The 20,264-nt window shown below is 52.2% G+C and carries 9 protein-coding genes; 2 read left to right on the top strand and 7 right to left on the bottom strand.

Annotation, left to right across the window (positions count from 1 at the left end):
- Positions 1 to 20: 20 nt before the first annotated feature.
- The 7 genes from CLV60_RS06930 to CLV60_RS06900 all read right to left on the bottom strand — a co-directional run bounded on the left by CLV60_RS06930 (position 21) and on the right by CLV60_RS06900 (position 14,961).
- Entirely contained in the window at positions 21 to 1,340 is a 1,320-nt protein-coding gene (locus CLV60_RS06930) for a serine hydrolase domain-containing protein (RefSeq protein ID WP_229210854.1), read from the bottom strand.
- Positions 1,341 to 1,421: 81 nt separating this feature from the next.
- The gene (locus CLV60_RS06925; protein WP_106594647.1) at positions 1,422 to 6,743 is read right to left on the bottom strand and encodes a S8 family serine peptidase; all 5,322 of its coding nucleotides are present in this window, start codon (positions 6,741 to 6,743) and stop codon (positions 1,422 to 1,424) included.
- 415 nt (positions 6,744 to 7,158) lie between these two features.
- A complete protein-coding gene (locus CLV60_RS06920; protein WP_170118726.1) occupies positions 7,159 to 8,322 on the bottom strand; it encodes an erythromycin esterase family protein in 1,164 nt (387 codons plus the stop codon).
- Between the two features lie 186 nt (positions 8,323 to 8,508).
- The gene (locus CLV60_RS06915; protein ID WP_106594645.1) at positions 8,509 to 9,405 is read right to left on the bottom strand and encodes a histone deacetylase family protein; all 897 of its coding nucleotides are present in this window, start codon (positions 9,403 to 9,405) and stop codon (positions 8,509 to 8,511) included.
- Between the two features lie 226 nt (positions 9,406 to 9,631).
- Complete coding sequence (locus CLV60_RS06910) at positions 9,632 to 11,344, bottom strand: SusD/RagB family nutrient-binding outer membrane lipoprotein (protein WP_106594644.1); 1,713 nt, start codon at positions 11,342 to 11,344, stop codon at positions 9,632 to 9,634.
- Positions 11,345 to 11,367: 23 nt separating this feature from the next.
- Complete coding sequence (locus CLV60_RS06905) at positions 11,368 to 14,679, bottom strand: SusC/RagA family TonB-linked outer membrane protein (protein WP_229210853.1); 3,312 nt, start codon at positions 14,677 to 14,679, stop codon at positions 11,368 to 11,370.
- Between the two features lie 90 nt (positions 14,680 to 14,769).
- Positions 14,770 to 14,961: a hypothetical protein gene (locus tag CLV60_RS06900; RefSeq protein ID WP_106594642.1), complete on the bottom strand. Its 192-nt coding sequence runs from the start codon at positions 14,959 to 14,961 to the stop codon at positions 14,770 to 14,772.
- Between the two features lie 444 nt (positions 14,962 to 15,405).
- Here CLV60_RS06900 and CLV60_RS06895 point away from each other — a divergent pair, with 444 nt between their 5' ends.
- Together CLV60_RS06895 and CLV60_RS06890 are read left to right on the top strand one after the other, a co-directional pair.
- Positions 15,406 to 18,585 carry a SusC/RagA family TonB-linked outer membrane protein gene (locus CLV60_RS06895; RefSeq protein WP_106594641.1) on the top strand — a complete coding sequence of 1,060 codons (3,180 nt, stop codon included), beginning with the start codon at positions 15,406 to 15,408 and terminating at the stop codon, positions 18,583 to 18,585.
- A gap of 19 nt (positions 18,586 to 18,604) precedes the next feature.
- Entirely contained in the window at positions 18,605 to 20,152 is a 1,548-nt protein-coding gene (locus tag CLV60_RS06890; protein ID WP_106594948.1) for a SusD/RagB family nutrient-binding outer membrane lipoprotein, read from the top strand.
- Positions 20,153 to 20,264 lie beyond the last annotated feature (112 nt).

The raw sequence follows: 20,264 nt of genomic DNA, 5'->3' as shown, positions 1-20,264 counted from the left end.
TTCACATACCTATCATACCCTCACTTAGTAAACAGATACGCTTGTCCAGCCTGTGTAATAGTCGCTTCTTTTTGCTCCGGCCGAAACTCCATCGTTACACCGACCGCATCGATCTTAAATGTATCCTTTTTGACGGGCGACAGGAGAAATGTAGGCTGACCGGTGGGTTGAAAGAACAGCTTATTGTCCTTATGGGTGATCGTCACTTTCAACGGGATCTGCTTGCTCTCGTAAACGCCCAGGTACTGCTCGGCCTCCTCCGCGCTCACCTGCATGGCATTGAAGTCGGGGATAACAACCGGTACTTTATAATAGGCGCTAAGCATGGCGATCAGGATATCGTTTAATGGATAATCAACCCCATTCGAGAAAACAGCACCCGCCAGGCTATCACCGGGAAAGTAAGCCACAACTGTCTGAAAACCGTCCAGGCCGCCGGTATGGCCATATCCCTTTTTCTGATAAAAAGGGGTCGGAACCAGTCCTATTCCAAATATGTCGACGATCTTCGTCATCTGGATCAGGCTCTGCTGCGACACCAGCTTACCATTGAAAAGTGCATCCATGAACGTTAACACATCGCCTGGGGTAGAAACAATGGCCCCTGCACCTGCCGGTTGACTCAAATCGGTTTCTTCCCGCTTTTCCCAGCGCTTCGCAAACGAATAGGAATAGGCATCGCCACGGGCCGGGTCGACCTTCCCACCAAAACTGGTGTTTTTCAAGCCAATACGTGAAAGAATCCGCTCCTGAAGGTTCTTTTCGTAGGACTTTTTAGTCACATCCTCAATGATGTATCCCAGAAGAATATAACCGGTATTGCTGTACTTTGCCTCTGCGTCGGGAACGAAGTCGGGTTTATATTTGCCAAAAACAGCCAGCATTTCAGCTCGCGTCCTGGGCTGTGTCTGCTGTTTCCAGTAAGCCTCGTCATCGGTAAAATTGTGGATGCCGCTCCGGTGGCGCAGCATCATTTCGATCGTGATCTGGCTTGCATTCGGGATGGTTGGGAAATATTTATCCAAATGCGTATCCAGCGCAAGCTTTTTCTCTTCGACCAACTGCATGATCATTGTTGCGGTGAAGGTCTTGGTAATGGAGCCGATCCGGTAGCGGGTTTGTGGTGTCGCATTGATGCTCCGTGTGCTATCGACCACCGCATAACCGATCGCCCGCTCGTACACTTTCTGCCCCTTGTGCGTCAGCAGCACGCTCGCCATCGATTTATTGTGCGTAGCGAGGGTGTCAAAAAGCCGGTCGAGATCGGTGGTATTAATTTGCTGGGCCGATGCGGAAAATGCGAAAAGTAATGCGACGATCGGGATCAGTTTGATTTTCATGAGAGGATATGGTCTTTTTTGCAAATAAACCATATGCCGGGAATCTCAGGTAACCGATCGTCACATTTTTGTTAATCTATCTTAATGCACGATCACAATCTTGTGGCTGCTTTGCGAACCATCGGCATAATGAATGGTAACCCAATGCACTCCGGAAGTCAGCCTGCCGACATCCACCACCGACTGATTTTCAGCGGAAGTATACAGCTGCACTCCTGAAAGTGAATGCAATTGAACTTTCGAAAATCGCCTGTTGCCGCTCCGGATGTACAGCTTATCCGTCACAGGATTTGGGAACAGCACCACCGGATTGTTTCCCGTGCCGGCAAAATCGACCGAAACGATCTGACTGTAAGCGAAAGTCTGGTCCAGGTCGACCATTTTCAGCCGGTAGTAAGCGACTCCTGCCAATGGCGAGGCGTCGATGGCCTCGTAAATGTGTCCGCCCTCGCCTATCGCCGGCGTGTTCACGGGCAGCGAAGTCCAGGCGCGCGCGTCCGGGCTTCTTTGTATTTCAAAATGGCTTACATTTTCCTCTTCCGCTGTACGCCATTCGAGATGCGTGCTATTTTCGACCTGTGTGGCCGAAAAGCTGGCAAGCCGCACCGGCAACGGTGTCCCGAACCCGATAAAATCCTTCGCAAACCAGAACTCGGAAAAGCTTTTCACCGTAAATTCCAGATAGTACCCCTGCGCATAAGGCACTTTTCTCACGGCGTTTTTAGGATAGAAAGTCCAGGCCACACTACCGTCATTCGTCAAATCGCCGTCCTCATTGCTCCCCGAGTACTTGGTTACCGTCAGGTCATAGGCCGAAGCAGGTTTGACAATGCCTTCTTTCCCGGGTGCCGAAATGAGCCTTTCACTTTCTTCATCCGTAATGTAAAGGCGTACGCCCACCGGCCGGGCAAAGTCGGGCTGAGATGCCGAAATTGTAAAACTCCTGCCCAGATAGTAAAGCTTGTTTTCAATTCGCATGGGCCCATTGTCCTGGTAAGCCTTCACCGAAACCTGCCCGAGCGACTGTCCGTGTGGATGAACCGCCGCCACCAGAGAATTATGCAGCTTGAAGGGGACCCAATCATCTCCCTGCACATTTGCAGATGCGTCCGGGTTATCCTGCAACGCATTGACATATACGATTGCCTGCGAATCATAAATATGAATATCGTCAATCGCGATACCAGCCCGGCCGGCAGCCGATTTGCTCTTGATCACAAAGCGGAAACGGACATAGCCGCCCGGAAAATAATTCGGTATCGGCACTGTGGCTACATGCCATCTGGTATAGTCCTGCACGTTCCACACGTCCGAACCCTCCGGCTGCACGTTATACCAGTTGGTACCGCTATTGATCGCCCCCAGGCGCATCCAGGTATTTCCGCTTACATTGTATTCCACATAGGCCACGTCACAAGCACCGCCCGCACAAGCTGCAAGATCGATCGACGTGCTGAAACTCAACGAAGGCTGGCCCATGCCGCTCATGGCAAAGCAAGGCGAATACAAATAGGATATGGTCTCGCCGGAACGCGCACCGCCGAGGTTAGTCGTCCACGCATTGCTGCCACTCGCGGCGGCCGTCACCTTGCCGGAATTAGGCGTACCGAATACCCACAAGGGGCTCGTTTCGGTCAGGTACCACCCGCCAGCGCCATTTTCAAAATCTTCGAGGTAGGGAAAGCTGGAAATAACCTGGGCAGCTTTCGCTGTTGTGCCCGCAATATCATTCCCTGCATTCTTGTCAAATGCCTTTCTGGCTCTGACTTTTATATTCCGGTCGGTGTTCATGAACAGCGTCGAAGAAAAATTGAAGGTAAAAAGCGTATCGGCGCCAGCCCTCACCACCGGCACATATCCCTGATAGGCCAACTGGTCGTTGATCAATGCATCGAAAGGCACCCGGTAGCTATCTTCGCTGCCGTTGTTTTTGATGAGCATGCTATATTCCTGATACCCATTGGCATCGCAGGAAGGGATAGCCAATGCACTCACCCGCGTGACCTGCATATCGCTGTTGGTCGTGTAGAGGCGGATATCGTCGATCGTCGAACCGTCTGTCTGCGCGGGATACCTGAAACTCTGCTCCCACCTCACCTGAAAACTGGTACTGAAATCCTTTGCATTCCTTTTCAACAAATCGCTCACCCCGATCGACATGAGCCAGTAGTTGTTGTTTTTGGTGAAATACGGAACAACCGTGCTTTCCAGCGCCTCTATCCAGGGATCGGTATCTTTCGCACGAATGAATACGCGCAAAGGCCAGGCGGGCCAGGTAGCGGCGTAGAGCCGATACCGGAACGACAACATGATTTCATCGCTTTCGGCGTGGTAACCCGCAAGGTTATAGGTCGCGTCCAGGTAAGTCGGATATTGGGAATTGTTGCCGCTGTTCGCATCAACCGTAAATGCTTTGGTACCCGAGTAGGCCAAACCGGGATCGACCATTGTCCGTAACCGCCCCAGATCGCGCTCCTGCGAGAAATCGTAGCGATCGGCTCCGCCGATCCCCATTGCAGCTACATTCATTTCTGCGCTTTGCAGCGATTCAAGATCATCCGTGAACGGCAGACTTACCGGCGCATTGGCCAACTGCCTGATCAATACCGATTTCTGATTGTTGCCCGCGACCTGGTCTCCATCCATCTTCACCGTCACCGTCAGCGGATACGAGCCTGCATTACGCATATCGATGGATTCAATAAAAGTGTAATCCAGGTAGCCATTGGCGGTAACGTCCAAGGAGACCGTCTCCCAATGAACCGCTCCGCTGCCCACCGCATACCCTACCTGAAACGATTGTATCACGGGTTGATCGTCGAAGTTCCTGAGCCGTATTTTCACCAGCTGGAACTCGCCAAGGCTGGTGGAAGTGAGCATTCTGCCCGATCCGGAAGGTGAAACGATGGCATCCACCGCCAGATCGCCATCCGAAATGATCCCCTCGCACGTTCCCGAATCCGGCTTTCGACTGATAGCAACCGCCCTTCGACCAGGTACACCGTTCTTGCGGGCCCTTACAGAAATATAATAGGTAGAATCGCGGGAAAGGCCACTCAGTACATATTTGAGTTCAGTAGTTGTGGCCACCGGCCGCATTTCATTTCCCCGCAAGCGCATGACTTCGTAATCGGTCGCACCGCTTACGGCCGTCCATTGCACGGCCGCGTAACTTTCGCACTGGTTCGTCGATAACGTGATTACCGGAATACCCATAATCGTAAACGCGGCACTCTCTTTAACGACCCCGGTGCTGTTTTGGGTAATGCGTACTTTGGCGGTAGTGGTGAATGCATCGGGCACGGTCCAGCTGAGCTGGTTGGTACCTGCCGGTACGGATGTGTTCAGATTCGTCCACGACGCGCCGTCGTTGAGCGAATAGGCTACCGAAAATGTGCTGCCTGCATGACCATAGCTATCCCAATAGATATCGATCACATCGCCTTTGGTAAAGCGCTCGCCACCGACGGGATACGTCAGAACAGCGGAAGTTTCGATGATGTCGTAAACGACGAAGTACTCTTGCGGGCCGCTGGGCACCTTTCTTCCCGCCACATTCACTACGTAAGTTCCTGCTGCCGGTCCTTCGAGGACGATCTGCTCTACATTATTAACGCTATCCACACCGGGCTCCGCCGCCGCGTTTGGATTGGCCGCCCTGGGAAATGACGGCTGTATGTCTTTGCCGCCCGACAGCGCTACTGTCAAATCGAGGTCATTGACCAGCGTTTTCCCGGTGAACACTGCCGGAGCAGGGTCATTCCAGTACAGCATGATTTTAACCAGCGCCGTGTTCGACGGCACCGATATTTCATAACCATTCTTGCCCTGGTTGACTACCGAGCCATTAAAATATTGCCCTTTTTCCAGCATTGAAACCGATCGGAGCAAGTTCATCATGCCAAAGCCGTAGGTAAAATCGGGCCCGGCCAATCCCTTTTCGGTGGCGCCATTGCACAGTAGCGCCTTCATGAGCGCATTTCTGGGATTATTTCCGCCATTCAGCTGCCGGTATCGCTGGTACAGCAATGCCAGCCCTCCGGTCACTGCCGGTGCTGCCATGCTCGTGCCGGAAGCTGCCTGATAGGCGTTTCCGGGAAGCGTTGACACAATGGACGTTCCCGGAGCAACGATCTCCGGCTTGATGCGCCCGTCCCTGGTAGGCCCTTTGCTTGAACTGGCAATGATAAGGCTGCCCACCCCCGTCCGCCCAATACTCAGCACATTTTTGGATGAAGCACTGCCTCCTATCACATTCCCAAAACCCGCGACAACTCCCTCGCAGGGAGCTTCCAACCCGCTGTTCCCTGCTGCGAATACATGCTGCAAGCTGGGTAAATCGGCCGCCTGGCGGTCGAGAATGTAGGAATCGAAGGTGTAGGAACCATAATCGGGGCAGACGCTCCCGCCATACGAGTTATTGGTCACCACCAAACCAAAATCCCTGACCAGATTAGACGCCTGCTTCCAGATTTCAGAGTTGCTGCGTTTAATCAGCGACGCCCCGGGCGCATATCCCTTATATTTTTCATTCATAATACCACCTCCCGCCGCGGTACCCGCCACGTGGACGCCATGCCAGTAGCTGCTCTCGGGGTTGTAACTAATGAGCTTTGTGGCCACGTCAATATGCTCCAACAGGTACCCGCTATCCCCTATCCCGATCACCACGCCCTCGCCGGTAAGCTGCCTCTGGCCGGGCAGCAATGAGGCCAGCACATTCGCCCGCGTCCCTGCTTCACTCTTGTCGTTCAGCGGCTCGTCCGGCGGCGGCACCACTTCTATATATTGTACCCACGGCTGCCCAGCCAATGCAAGCAGTCCATCCGCAGGCACCCTTGCCTCCACGATCTGGTAGGAGCTCAAAGCATCAGACAATAACGAGCTCCCCTGCTTGTCAAGGGCTGCCCGGACACTGTCGACACTCCACGTTCTTACATAGCTGATCCGCACATCCACTTTCCCACCCTCGTGAACCGCGTGAGGCGGCAGATTTGGCCCCAGCAATGCCGGCTGAACCTTCTGTTCGGGCTGCAATTCGAGGAGCGCCCTTACCCCGGCCGCCTGCAATACGTCGCGAGCGGGATCTCCGTGTACAAGGGCCGCATAGGCATTCTCGGGAATGTAGTCGAGCAAGGTGATCCCTACGTTCTTCAACTGGTCGATTACCGGATCAGAAGGAATTCCGAAAAATTGGATTATTACAAATTTATCCTCCTCATCAGCCGCAGCCCGAAGTACACTACTCGGTTGCTTTCGTACAAGCTCAATGACGGGCACCGGTGTGATTGTACCACTTTTGAGGTAAAGGTTGTAAGCCCTATTTTCCTGGGCCGTAACGTTAGTTAGGTGCTGTACCAGTAGTACTACTACGAGGACGCAGCGATACTTCAACGAACACATATAGAGGAGTATTGAAAGGGTCAATTTTCACTTCTGAACATTGAATGTAACCCTTTTTTCAATATTTCATACAATATGTAACTATTTGTTTTTCAATAGAAAAACTTTAAAAATTCGATTCAGAACCCAAAGTATTTATTGTTCTCTACAAACGAACCGGGGGACTATTCCGGGAATGCCGCCACGCTCTCTGGCTGCATCCCGGGAAAGCAAATCAACGGTTGAACAGCCCATCAGCAGAAGCCCATGCGCATCGATATCCGAACGCATTTTCCAAAAGGTGTTTTACTAAAATCGGGATGAAAATTTTGGCTAGCCATGCGGTCATCTTATCAGACGGCCCCCGAATTCACAAATCAGAATCCGGCAAAGTGAAGATTCAAAATATCAAATAAATACAATTTTACAAATTGAACTATTTAAGATAGACACTTTGATTTCCGGATGTCTGGCGGATGTGAAGAATATAATCGAAATCATTGATAAGAGCGCCGTCGAAAAACTGGTTATCGGCCAGACCGTAAGCCAGCAGCCTGTACCGGCCGGGCAAAAGAGTACCCTGTATTTGTTGCTTCAAAGCTCCGGTACCGAAAAAGAATACCGGCTGCGCGAGTTTCGAGAAATGATATTCCCAGGTGGTACTGTCACCGGCGAAGACATTGTTTTTATCCGTGATATGGCCCGCTTTCGGGTTAAATGCCGTGTAAAAACCATAGGAGGTTGTCAGCCCCACGCATTGATAGGAACCCGCCAATTTCCTAGCCAGATACGAGCCGGTACTTTTTGAAAAGATGTTGGGTGTGCGCTGCAAATGCGCATTATGCGCGAGAATCACCATCTTTTTGCCTGGCTCCATTTCCGCCAATACGTTCTCGGCCATCAGCGAATCCCTTATTTCCGATTGTACGTCCATCGCGTGGGCATATCGTGAATCGTTGAGCAGCAGGAATTGCCGGTAGTTACGAATGCTTTTCCTAACCAGCTCGCTGCCCTCAGCTTTGCCTGACATTTTGACCAGTACCTGATCGCTTAATGTTTTCAATTCAGCAAAATCTGTCGCACTGAAACTATGATTATAAACCTCATTATTAAGCAATTCATAATAATGCATGAGGTTTTTCAGCGAGTCTGAAATGTCGCTGGCAACGCCGGAATCCCGCAGGTTTTGTAGCGACCGAAACGGGCTTTGCATATCAAAACCAAAGAAACGAATGGCTTTTCCGCGTGCTTTACCGATACGACCGACGCTCTCCACCAAATCCACAAACTCCGTGCATTCATAGCTATACAACCTGAACGACCGCAAAATCACTTTCAAGTCCCCACGGCCTTCCAGCAGGTAGTCATTCAATTGATCGACTTCGGCCATCGGTGCTTCCAAACCGATTTTCGTAAATGCGGGATCAGCAGCCAGCGCCTTGATCAGCAGCAACCGGGCCGCGAAGAACTCCGAGGTACCATGCGACTGCTCCCCTATTCCCAAAACCTGAAATTTCGATGGCAATGCTTTGCTGATGGCATTTACATTATTTTCCCCTGCAAGGCTGACCGAATCCAGCGCCACAACCTGGCGCTTCAATTGGTTGATCAGTCGATCGCTCTGACCGTTGACCAAAACCGGAGTGCAGCAAATGCATAAGAAGAAAAAAATCAGTGCAGAAAATGACCAGTTTGACTTCATCACGAACAAGTTAAATTAAATTATATAATTAACTTTTATATAAAGAATAAATAACCTGCCGTTTACTTCTTCCTTTTCTGAAAATTACAGCTGCTTCGCAACCCGGTAAGTATTCGCGTGGGCTTCGATGATCGTTTTGATATGAGGGGAGTAACCGCCACCCATGCTGCACTGGACCGGTATACCCAGCCGGTACGCGGTTTGAAGGACGATTTCGTCGCGTTGGCGGCAGCCATCGATCGTGCATGAGAGCCTTCCAAGTTTGTCGGTTGCCAGGATATCGACACCGGCCTGGTAGAAGATAAAATCCGGCTTGACGCGTTCTATGAGATTGGGAAATGTTTCGCGGAGCAGGGCAAGGTAGGCATTGTCATCAATGCGATCCGGCAGCTCCACGTCGAGATCGCTCTTTTTCTTGCGGAATGGATAATTGTTCTTCGCGTGCATCGAGAATGTAAAAACACGCGGCTCGTTGGCAAAAATATCGGCCGTACCATTCCCCTGGTGCACATCCAGATCTGCGATGAGCACTTTTCCAGCCTTTCCATGATCCACCAGGTATTGAGCAGCAACAGCCTGATCGTTGATCATGCAAAAACCCTCGCCTGCGTCACGGGAAGCGTGGTGCGTGCCGCCGGCGATATTGAAGGCAATACCCGCTTCAAATGCTTTGAGTGCGCCATCCAGGGTCCCGCGGGCAATGCGCAGCTCCCGCTCCACGAGCGTGGGAGTCTGCTCGAATCCGATACGGCGCATCTCCTGACGACTGAGCATACCGGCCACGAAGCGGTCGGCGTATGCGCGATCGTGCGCAGCGTACACGGGGGGCATATCAATGGGTTCGGGGCTAAAAAAGTCGGACTCCTCCGCAATGCCCTCACGCAGGAGCTGCAAAGGCAGCAATTCATATTTATCCATCGGAAAGCGATGACCTTCCGGCACGGGGTATTTGAAAACGGGATGAAAAGCAATCGGGAACATTCAAAACGGCTTTGCTGACACGCAAATTAGCAAAAAAGAAAGCGACCCTCCGAAAAGGGCCGCTTTCAAAAACGGGTGCTGGATTATTCATTGTCACCGGCAATTACGCCAAACTCCGCGAATTCAGCATAATTAATTCGATAGTATGGGGCAAATAACCCTAGCCTTGGGGCGAACATCAGGAAACGTGGGATGAAATGTTTCACCCCACGTCCGAAAATTCATTCTACCACGGTTTGCCCGTTCCCTGCACTAGCCAGGGCTTCGACCATTGGCTGTTTTTCTTGCGCGGGCCGGAGAAATTGGTCTCTTCCAGCTTCTCGATCGCACTCCGGACGTTGTCGCCGTTGTTGTTCAATTCATTATTACTGTAAATGAAACGGAGCGGCAATGCGCGGGAAACCGGCGCAAGACCCGGCACGAGCACCGGCAGTGCGGTACGGCGATAATCGAACCATGCTTCGGTGGCCGTTGTCCAGCTGGCGATCCATTTCTGCTCCATAATCTGGGCCAATGTGCCCTTGTAAGCCACTGCTTTCACATAGGCATCGTATTGATCGGCCACACCCCAGGTTTGGAGCGATTGTTTGATACCATTATTATAATGTACTTCGGCACCGCCAGTAGCCCACCCCTTTTGCGCCGCTTCGGCGAGGATGAATGCGCTTTCCGCCGCAGACGCCAGGCGGGCTTTTAACAAACCACCTTTCGAGCCCTGGTAGGCATAGCTCAGCTGCGAAGCGTGCTGGTTCTGTACCTGCTGACCGGTCGTCGGGTTTTCATTATAGTAGGTCGGATCGATCATACCGGCCGGGACACCCACATATTCGCCGGTATTGAGCGGGCCGTTGAACAAATCGGGGCGGGCAGGCTTGTAAGTAGTAGGATTGAAATGGCGGGTAAACTTATGGCCAGCCGTAATTTCGGCACGCAGCTCCTGCTCCGTAAGCGACTTCACACCGGTCTGGATCACGCCATCTTTGCGGATGAACTCATCCACACCGGTTTTCAGGGTAGCATCGGATACCCAGCGTACGTGCACCGGCTGGAACCACACTTTCAGGCGCGGGTCACTGCTGGCCACCATAGTGTTCAGTAATGCAGCGGCAGGGCGTCTTCTACGCCAGTTCGACTGGCTTACGTCGAATGCAGTGGCAGTAGGCCATGAATCACCGGAAGCCGTGCCGATATAGTCCATTACCGCGTCGTCGGATGCCTCTTTCAGATAAATACCCGAAGTATAGATCTGCTCGATACCGGCTTTGGCAACGTCGGGCAACTTGGCCGACACCCGCATGTAGTAGCGCAGCAGCAGCGAGTTGGCAAACTTCTGCCATTTCAGCTTATCGCCATTGTAATACACATCATAACCCGGCGCGTACGTAGAAACGTCGGCGGTAGCGAGCAGTGACGAAGCCTGTTTCAAGTCCTCGATAATGCCTTTGTAAATCACCTCCTGGCTATCGAATGCAGGCAGCATTTCACCCGCATCGCCTTTCAATGCATTGGTATAGGGCGCATCACCCCACAAATCGGCAATGGTTCCGAAAATGAATGCTTTCATCGTGAGCGCCACACCCTGGTGGAAGGTATAACCCATTTCGACCGAGCGTTTGTAGAGCAGGTTGTTGTTTCGCAGGAAACCGTACCATGCTTTCCACTCATCATCCTCCTCGGTCCAGTTGTAATCATTGAAACCATCTTTCCAGGCGTCCTCCTGCGTGTGCTGCACCACACCCGCGATACGGCCGTAACCCAGTTTCAGGTATTGCGTACCCACACCCGACATGACGGTCGGCATGAGCAAATTAGGATTGGCGGTGTTCGGGTCGACGCCATTCGGGTTTTCATTGATTTCCGTGAGGCTTTCCTTACAGGACGAAGCAACCAGCACGGCCAACACGAAAACGACTTTGGGGATATATTTAAAAATTTTCATCGCTTTGAATTTTCAGGAATGAATCAGAAATCGAAATTGAGCTTGAAACCGAATGGAATCGTCCATGGCATCACGTTCTGACGTTCGATACCCTGGCGGAAACCACCTTTGCTGGGATCTGCCCAGAATGCACGCTCCGGATCGATACCGATCTTGGCCGCATTCCAGAGCATGATGTTCCGGGTGTACAGCGACAAGCTCGCATTGCGGATCGAATTGAAAAGCGTCGGGATCCGGTAGGTCAATGTAATTTCACGCAGCTTGACGAACGACGCGTCGAAAGTCACCTGCTGGTTGAAGCTCCAAGGGTACATGGCCGTGATCGGCATGTATTTGGTACCGGCACCGCCCAACCACTCGTGGTAGTTACCATCCTTATCTTCCCAAACACCCGGGATGAATGCACCGTCGCCGTCAGCTCCGAAACCACCGGTAGCGGCCGTGTGCCCTCCTACCCGCGGGAAGTTTCCATTTTGCGGGATAATGTATTTTTCAGGATCCGATTTTAGCAATGCCACCAGCTGATCAGGTGAATAAAGGCTGCCCGGGATCAGATTATCGATCTGGCGCTGCGATTTCCAGTCGGATTCGCCATAGCGGTAAGTGAACGACATGAATTCACCACCCTGGCGCCAGTCGAGGCTCAAACCGAGCGAGAAGCGCTTGTAAGAAAGGTTAACCTGACCGCCCACCATAAAATCGGGGTTATAGTTACCTACCTTCACGTTGTTATCACGGCCGCCGAGCGACTGCCAGTCCATATCGCCGCCTTCGCCATCATAGGCGATGATTGGCCAGCGGTAATAAGGCGAGTTCGGGTCGGTAACGGTTGCGAAGCCGCGGCTGTAAATGTTACCGATCTGCTCGCCCACGTAGGTATATGCACCCGCACCGTTTTCACCCCATTGTTCGAAATACGGGAAGTTAGGCGCCAGCTCTTTTACAGTCACTCGGTTGCGGCTGAAATTCGCATTCACATCGAGCGTCCAGCCGTTGAGATTACTGATTGGCGTACCACCGAGGCCAATCTCCCAGCCACGGCTTACAAGTTTACCGGCATTGATATTCTTGGACTCATAGCCCGTTGAAGGAGCCATTGGAACAGTGAAGATCTGGTTCGTGTTGGCGCGGTCGTAGTAAGTCAGGTCAAAGCGCAGGCGGTTGTTGAACATATTAAGGTCAACACCCCCTTCGCTGGAAGTAGCGATCTCGGGAAGCAATGTCGGGTTGAGCAGCGTTCCGCCCAGGTTCGCAGTCACGACGTTACCCCAGCTGCCGGTTCCCAGGTTTGGATACAGCTGATAAGGATCCGTATCATTACCCACCTGTGCCCAGCCTCCGCGGAATTTCAGCATGGTAATATACGACGGCATATTGAAGGTAGTACTAGCCAGCCAGCTGAGGGATGCCGAAGGATAGAAGTACGAACGGTTCGATTCAGGCAAAGTACTCGACCAGTCGTTACGCGCGGTAAGATCCAGGTAAAGCTGGTTCTTGAAACCGATAGAACCCGTCGCGTACAAGCTGTAAATCGACTTTTTATAGCTGCTGTTACCCACGAGGCGGTTGGCGACAGGAATGTTGGAGATGTTGTACAAACCAGGCACAGAAAGGTCGCGGCCTCCCAGGTTGGAGCTGTTTCCTTTTTGCTGCATGATGTTACCACCGCCCGAGATGCTGATGTCAAAATCACGTGTCTTGATCGTCTTCGTCACGAGGAAGTCGGCATTACCTTCGTTCCGGCCTACGTTTTCGAGGTAATATCCGCCTTTGGCCATGCTTTTGTAGCTCCATGGAATTTTGGTCTCACGGTCTTCGTCGTACATATCATGCGCATAGCGCACAAATGCCGTCAGGCCCGGAGCGATCGTCCAGTCGAGTTTAATGTTCCCGTACAGGCGGTCACGCGTGTAGGCATTCGTGAGGTGCTTTGCCAGAAAATAGGGGTTGTCGGTTTCACCCGGCGCCACAGTCAGCTGCTCGATTTCCTCGCGGCCGGGCTTCCATACGCCTTTCAGGTCGCGGACGTCGTAGCTTGGCGAGTAATACACCGCTTGCAACGGGTTACCGTCGCGCTCCGAGGTCTGCGGACGGCTGTTGGAGTTCGAACGAACGAAGTTGATGTTAGAGCTCAGTTTGAGGTTCTTTGACATATCGAACGTCAATGCCGAACTCAACGCATTCCGGTAAAGGTCCGAGTTCGGGATCAGGCCGCGGTTACTCATATTATTGTATGAAATCCGGTAGGTAGCCTTGTCGGTAGAACCCGAAACGGTCAGGTTATTGGTAGAAGTGATTCCTGTTTGAAGGAAGTTCTTCATATTATTCTTATACGATTTCAGCTCGGTGGGAATCTGCTTGCCATCGGCACCGACGGGCGAATTCCACTGCACTTCCTTGTTGCCGGCATCCAGCGGCAGACCGCCCCAGTAAGCCGACGACTCATCCAACTGGAACGGACGCTCGCCATTGGCATATTTATAATGCAGATCGAGGAAGCGGTAAGGCGTTTCGAACACGTTCGATGTCGAAAACGATACGCCGAGGCCCTTGCCCTTCTTGCCCGACTTGGTGGTGATCAGGATCACCCCGTTACCGGCGCGCGAGCCGTACAATGCCGCCGCGCTCGGGCCTTTCAATACCGACATGCTTTCAATATCGTCGGGGTTAATATCGGAAATCGCGTTACCGTAATCGACCTTGTTGCCGCTTCCTTTTTCACTGACGTTCGCCAGGCTGTTGGCCAGCGGCACGCCATCGACTACGAACAACGGCTGGTTGTTCTTCAAAGAAGCCGCACCGCGGATGACGATGCTGATCGACGAACCTACACCGCTGGTCTGGTTAATGGAAACACCCGAAACACGGCCGGAGAGCGACGTCAATACGTTTTCGTTGGCCACGTTAGCCACCTCGCGGCCTTCGATTTTACCCACATTGTAACCCAGCGAGCGGGTGTCACGCTTGATACCCAACGCGGTTACCACAGCTTCCTGCAAAGTGGCCACGTTTTCGGACAAGGTCACATCCACCACACTTTTGCCACCCACTGTCACCTCGGTAGTATTGAAGCCGATATAGGAGAATACGAGCACTGCGTTTTTAGCATCCACATCGAGTGAAAAATCGCCCGATGCATCGGTAGTAGTACCAATCTGGGTACCCTTCACGAGCACGTTCACGCCCGGAATCGGCGAACCGTCGACAGCCGAAGTAACTTTTCCTTTAATCCTGTCGGCCACAGGAAGGAGTGCATTTTTGCCCGGAACTTCTGCCCGGGCTGCCATATCCGGGGAGCCGGCCGCCGGGACGGACAGACAGAGTGCGGCCAACATACATCGTGCCGCCGTTTTCAGGGTAGCCTTTGATCTCATAGTATTAGTATTAGGCGAGTAGGTAATAAATACAGTTCTTTTATACCGCTTCTAGTCAGGCAGGCTGCGCCGTTTGTCCGACTCCTCAGCAAGCAATCGATTGAAGTACATTTCCAGCGCATCCGAATAGGCCTGCTGCACAGCCTCATCGTGTGTGCCGGCGAGCAATTCAGACAGTTCCTCCGCCGAAAGACGGTTGCTGATCAGCTTTTCAATCAATATTTGAGCCCTTGAAACTGACATCCTGTATGACTGTCGCGGTATGTAGAGGATACTTTACCACTGGCGTAACGGACTACTATGCCGATTATCTTTCGTGTTAAATAAATGTTACGGGGCAGTTGACGAACCGTATTTCCAAGGGAATGAATGGGTTCCGGAGCAAACACTCCGCCTTGGCTGCACCTATTCACCAGAAAAATCACCAGACTTGGAACAATCCAATTTTTACCTTTCTAATATTTTAATCTATTATTCCGATAGATATTAAGTGTTTTAATTCATTTTTAATACATTTACAAAATATTTAATAATACAAACTTTACAATAACTTCATTTTGATGGATTTTACGGAATTTAATTTCACAAAATCAGGTTTACAGAAAATCAATTTTAATATTATTTAGCCAAAAACAGGAGAAAATTTCAAAACAGCAAAATCAACGAATCCTCACCAAAATACAATTCATGAAAACGAGATTTATCTACTTCATCCTGGTGACTTTACTTGCGACCGGGCTCGCGCATGCGCAGCAGCGGACCGTCACCGGCACTGTCACCGACGCCAATGACGCAAGCGGTCTTCCCGGCGCGTCCGTCACCATCAAAGGATCATCCACCGGCACATTGACCGACGCGAACGGCACTTTCAGCCTCGACGTCAACGGCGAATCGCCTGTGCTCGTGATTTCATTTATCGGCTACGTTACCCAGGAAGTGGCCGTAGGTAACAGCGACAAAATCGCTATCGCCCTGAAACAGGACGCGAAGATCCTGAACGAAGTGGTGGTAACGGCATTGGGCATCTCACGCGAGAAGCGCGCGCTCGGATATGCGGTGCAGGAAGTAAAAGGCGAGGCATTGCAGACACGCCCTACCAATGCGCTGAGCGCATTATCCGGAAAAGTAGCCGGCTTGCAGGTGGTTACCTCGGGTGGTAACATGGGCGGTTCGTCGCGTGTGTTGCTGCGCGGGATCAACTCCATTTCGGGTAATAACCAGCCTTTGTACGTGATCGACGGCACGCCGATCGACAATGCCGACCTGAACAGCGCGGCAACCAGCGCAGGAAGCGGCGGGAAGGACGTGGGTAACATGATCCAGGACCTGAACCCCGATGATATCGAGAACATCTCCGTACTGAAAGGGCCATCCGCGGCCGCATTGTACGGTACCCGCGCTGCCAACGGTGTGATTTTGATCACCACCAAAAAGGGCAAGGAAAACAGCAAAGTGAATATCACGCTCAATACCGGCGTAGAGTTCGAAAACATCGTGCGCCTGCCGAAGCGTCAGAAGCTGTACGGCGGTGGCTTTTCGAGCACTTTCCAGAAAGCGACCATCAATGGCTCGGAGTATAACATCGCGGAATATGCGGTGGACGAAAGCTGGGGCCCGAAACTGGACGGTACACCCGTATTGCATTGGTATAACCTCGATCCCGAGAACACCGCCGAATACCTGAAACCGCAGCCGTGGGCTTATCCCAAAAACGACGTACATACTTTCTTCGAAACCGGCGTTTCCAATACCAACAGCCTGGCGGTGAGCGGCGGCAATGCGAACTCGACCTACCGCATTTCGTTTACCAATAAAAATGTAAAAGGTACTGTACCCAACTCGTCGCTGAAACGTAACTCGATCAACTTCTCGGGTTCGACGACAGCAGGCAAGTTCAAGTTTTACAATAACTTCAATTATATCAAAAACCAGTCGACCGGCCGGCCATGGACGGGTGCTACCAACCGGAATATCATCCTGGAAGCATTCCAGTGGGGACAGGTGCAGGTGGATTACGAGAAGCTGAAAAACTACAAACGTGCCGACGGCAGCCAGATCCTCTGGAACCGCTCGGGCTACCAGGACACCCCTGCCGGTGAGGCCGCGAAATTCATCGATAACCCGTACTGGTCGGCATACCAAAGCTATTTGGAAGAAAACCGCGACCGTTTCTACGGCAACGTGGGTGTAGTGTACGACGTGAACAGCTGGCTCAAACTGAGCGGAAAAGTCAATGCGGATGTGTACCAGTACCAATACCAGGACCGCATTGCCGTCTATTCGCGGACGCAGTCTCAGTACCAGGAATACAACAACAATTTCAGCGAATTCAACTACGAATTGCTCGCATCGGCGACCAAGAGCTGGGGAGATATTTCGTTGAATGTGAATGCGGGTGGGAACATCATGAGCCAGCGCCGCCGCATCAGCGACGCCGTTACGCAAGGCGGATTGATCATTCCTGAATACTACAACCTGAAAAATGCGAGCTCGGTGCTCGTGAACTCGAACGCTTACCGGAAGCAGATCAGCTCCATTTTCGGTAGCTTCTCGCTGGGCTGGAAAAGCCTGCTCTTCCTCGATGGAACGCTGCGTAATGACTGGTCCTCAACATTACCCTTGAACCGGAATTCATTTGCATATCCTTCATTGACAACAAGTTTGATCCTCAGCGAACTGAACGGCGTGAAGGACATCAGCTGGCTGGATTTTGCGAAAGTACGCCTCGGCTGGGCACAAGTGGGTAACGACACCGATCCTTACCAGCTGCAACGCGCCTACGAAGCGAGCCAGTCGTTCGACGGCCTGCCTTCCTACAAACTGCCGGCACAGCTGAACAACCAGTTCCTGAAACCGGAGATTACCAGCTCATGGGAAGCGGGTTTGAATATCCAGGCACTGAAAAACCGCGTCGGCCTCGACATTACCTATTATGACAACGTGAGCCGCAACCAGATCATCAATATTCCGGTGTCGTCGGCATTTGGTTATGATTCGAAAGTGATCAATGCAGGTAAGATCAATAATAAGGGTATCGAAATAACGCTTACCGGAACGCCGGTCCGCTCGAATGGTTTTGAATGGAATTCGAGCCTCAACTGGTCGAGAAACCGCAACAAGGTGATCGAGCTGGCGCCGGGTATCAACACGTTCCAGCTCGCCAACAGCCTTGTGACGCTCGTGGCGCGCGAGGGCCAACCTTACGGGCAAATCCTCGGCAATGACTTCGTATACGCGGCCGACGGCCAGAAGGTGATCAAAGCCGACGGAACTTACGAACGGGCTCAGCAGCTTACCCCGCTGGGAAGCGTGTTGCCGAAATACCTCTTTGGTTTCCAGAACAACTTTACTTACAAGCATTTCAACCTCGGCTTCCTCGTCGACGGACGCGTAGGCGGCAAGTTCTTCTCACAAACCTACAAAGTGGCGATGTATGCAGGTGTTTTGGACAAAACCGCCGCCAACAACGTGCGTGAAACCGGCGTGGTGCTCGACGGTGTGAAAGGAACCGTTACCTACAATGCCGATGGCACTTACCAGGTAACCAACACCACGCAGAACGACACCCGCATTACCGCGCAGGCATGGTCACGCGGGGAATACAGCGGCCCTACCCCGCAGACGATCTTCGACGCGACATTTGTGAAGCTCCGCGAAATCACATTCGGATATAACCTGGCGCTGAACAGCAAGGCGGTGAAGCAGGTGTACTTCGGCGTTTACGGTCGTAACCTGGCCAACATTTACACCGCCAGCAAGTACATCGACCCCGAGTTCACCAATGGCGGCGGTAACATCCAGGGCCTCGAAGGCGGTAACATTCCGGTGCCTGCCACGTATGGCCTGAATGTAAATGTGAAGTTCTAACCACCTCAAAATGAAAATCATGCAAAAGTTCATATATCAAAAAGGCATTCTGACCCTCGGCATCGGCGCATTGCTCGCCAGCTGCTCCGACAGCCATTTCGAGGACATCAATAAGGACCCGAACCGTCCTACCGCGGTCACTACGACCACCATCCTGCTCTCGGCCGAGAAACAGGTGATCGACAACATCCGCAACGAGAACAGCTCCCTGCGCGGCTCGCAGCTTTTTGCGCAGTATTACAGCCAGAACATTTACAGCGATCAGTCGCGGTATGACATTCCGCGTTCGTATTCGGATACTTATTGGAGCAATGCCTACAAGGCGCTGAACAATCTCAACGAGATCATCAAACTGAATACCGATCCTGCGACCAAAAGCATCGCTACCGCCGGAACAGCGGGTACCAATGCGAACCAGATCGCGATTGCGCGCATTCTGAAAGCCTATGCGTTCCAAAACCTGACCGATGTTTTTGGCAATATCCCCTACCAGTCGTACGGCAGCCAGGACCCTGATTTTCAGGCATTGCAGCAGGAACCGGAGAATCTGAGCCCTGCTTACGCGAGCCAGCAAAAGATTTACCTCGACATTCTGAACGAGCTGAAAGCGGCGGGTGACACGCTCACCAAATACAAAACCGCCACGACGTTCGGCACGTACGATGTGATCTACAAAGGCAAAAACGAGCTTTGGGCCAAATTTGCAAACTCCCTGCGCCTGCGTATCGCGACGCGCATCCGCAAGCAACAGCCTGCCGAATCGAAAACGCATTTCGACGATGCCCTGGCAAAAGGTGTTTTCACTTCGAATGCGGATAATGCAGTATTTAAATACCAGTCGCTTGCGCCCAACGAAGCGCCGCTCTACCGTGCCACGGTGACGGCCAACCGCAAAGATTTCGCCGTCTCGCACGTGATCGTCAACGTACTGAAAGGCGATTTGGGAACCGTGGAAGTGCAAGACCCTCGCTTGGCGGTGTATGCTTCCAAAAATGCGGCGGGTAATTATGTAGGTCAACCATACGGACTTCCGGTAGCAGCAGCGGGGCTGCTCACCGCCACTGACGTGAGCCTTCCAGGAACCGTGGTGAATGCGGCCAATTATGGAGAGGTTTTGCAGGAATATGCCGAGGTAGCATTCCTGATTTCGGAATACAAAAACTGGGACCAGCAGGAGTACATCAATGGCGTGACCGCATCTTTGCAAAAATGGGGCATTGCACAAGCTGATATCACTACCTACCTCGCCGCGCTCCCGAAAGCCGACAAGGCCAATGTATTGAACCAGAAATACCTGGCGCTATACACCCAGGGCGACGAAGCCTGGGCCGAAATCCGTCGCACCGGCTACCCTACTTTCCTCGTGAAGCCCGGCGATATCGTTTGGAGCCGCACAGCGGATGGCAAAACGACCGACTACAAGTTTCAGCCGTTGTTCGGCGAAGGCGTGCCGCAGCGCCTGTATTACCCGCCGAAAGAACAGAGTGTGAACCTGGCCAACTACCAGAACGCTGTGAAGGCGCAGGGCAACGACGATATTACCACTGCTTTGTGGTGGAATAAGTAAGTTCGAAGCATTAAATAGTGAAAAAAGCTGCTCATTTAACCGTGAGCAGCTTTTTTCGTGCCCAACACAGCGCCGGGGCTGTCCAGCCCGCCTGCGGATTTGTCCGGTTCGG

It is taken from the genome of Dyadobacter jiangsuensis (genome assembly GCF_003014695.1).
GTDB classification, from domain to species: domain Bacteria; phylum Bacteroidota; class Bacteroidia; order Cytophagales; family Spirosomataceae; genus Dyadobacter; species Dyadobacter jiangsuensis.
The sequence above is the reverse complement of the archived record's forward strand: the minus strand, read 5'-3'. Positions and strand labels throughout refer to the sequence as shown.

Coding starts and splice junctions, on each gene's coding strand:
- CLV60_RS06925 (WP_106594647.1), bottom strand. CDS start 6,743: ATGTGTTCGTTGAAGTATCGCTGCGTCCTCGTAGTAGTACTACTGGTA.
- CLV60_RS06930 (WP_229210854.1), bottom strand. CDS start 1,340: ATGAAAATCAAACTGATCCCGATCGTCGCATTACTTTTCGCATTTTCC.
- CLV60_RS06895 (WP_106594641.1), top strand. CDS start 15,406: ATGAAAACGAGATTTATCTACTTCATCCTGGTGACTTTACTTGCGACC.
- CLV60_RS06900 (WP_106594642.1), bottom strand. CDS start 14,961: ATGTCAGTTTCAAGGGCTCAAATATTGATTGAAAAGCTGATCAGCAAC.
- CLV60_RS06890 (WP_106594948.1), top strand. CDS start 18,605: ATGCAAAAGTTCATATATCAAAAAGGCATTCTGACCCTCGGCATCGGC.
- CLV60_RS06910 (WP_106594644.1), bottom strand. CDS start 11,344: ATGAAAATTTTTAAATATATCCCCAAAGTCGTTTTCGTGTTGGCCGTG.
- CLV60_RS06915 (WP_106594645.1), bottom strand. CDS start 9,405: ATGTTCCCGATTGCTTTTCATCCCGTTTTCAAATACCCCGTGCCGGAA.
- CLV60_RS06905 (WP_229210853.1), bottom strand. CDS start 14,679: ATGTTGGCCGCACTCTGTCTGTCCGTCCCGGCGGCCGGCTCCCCGGAT.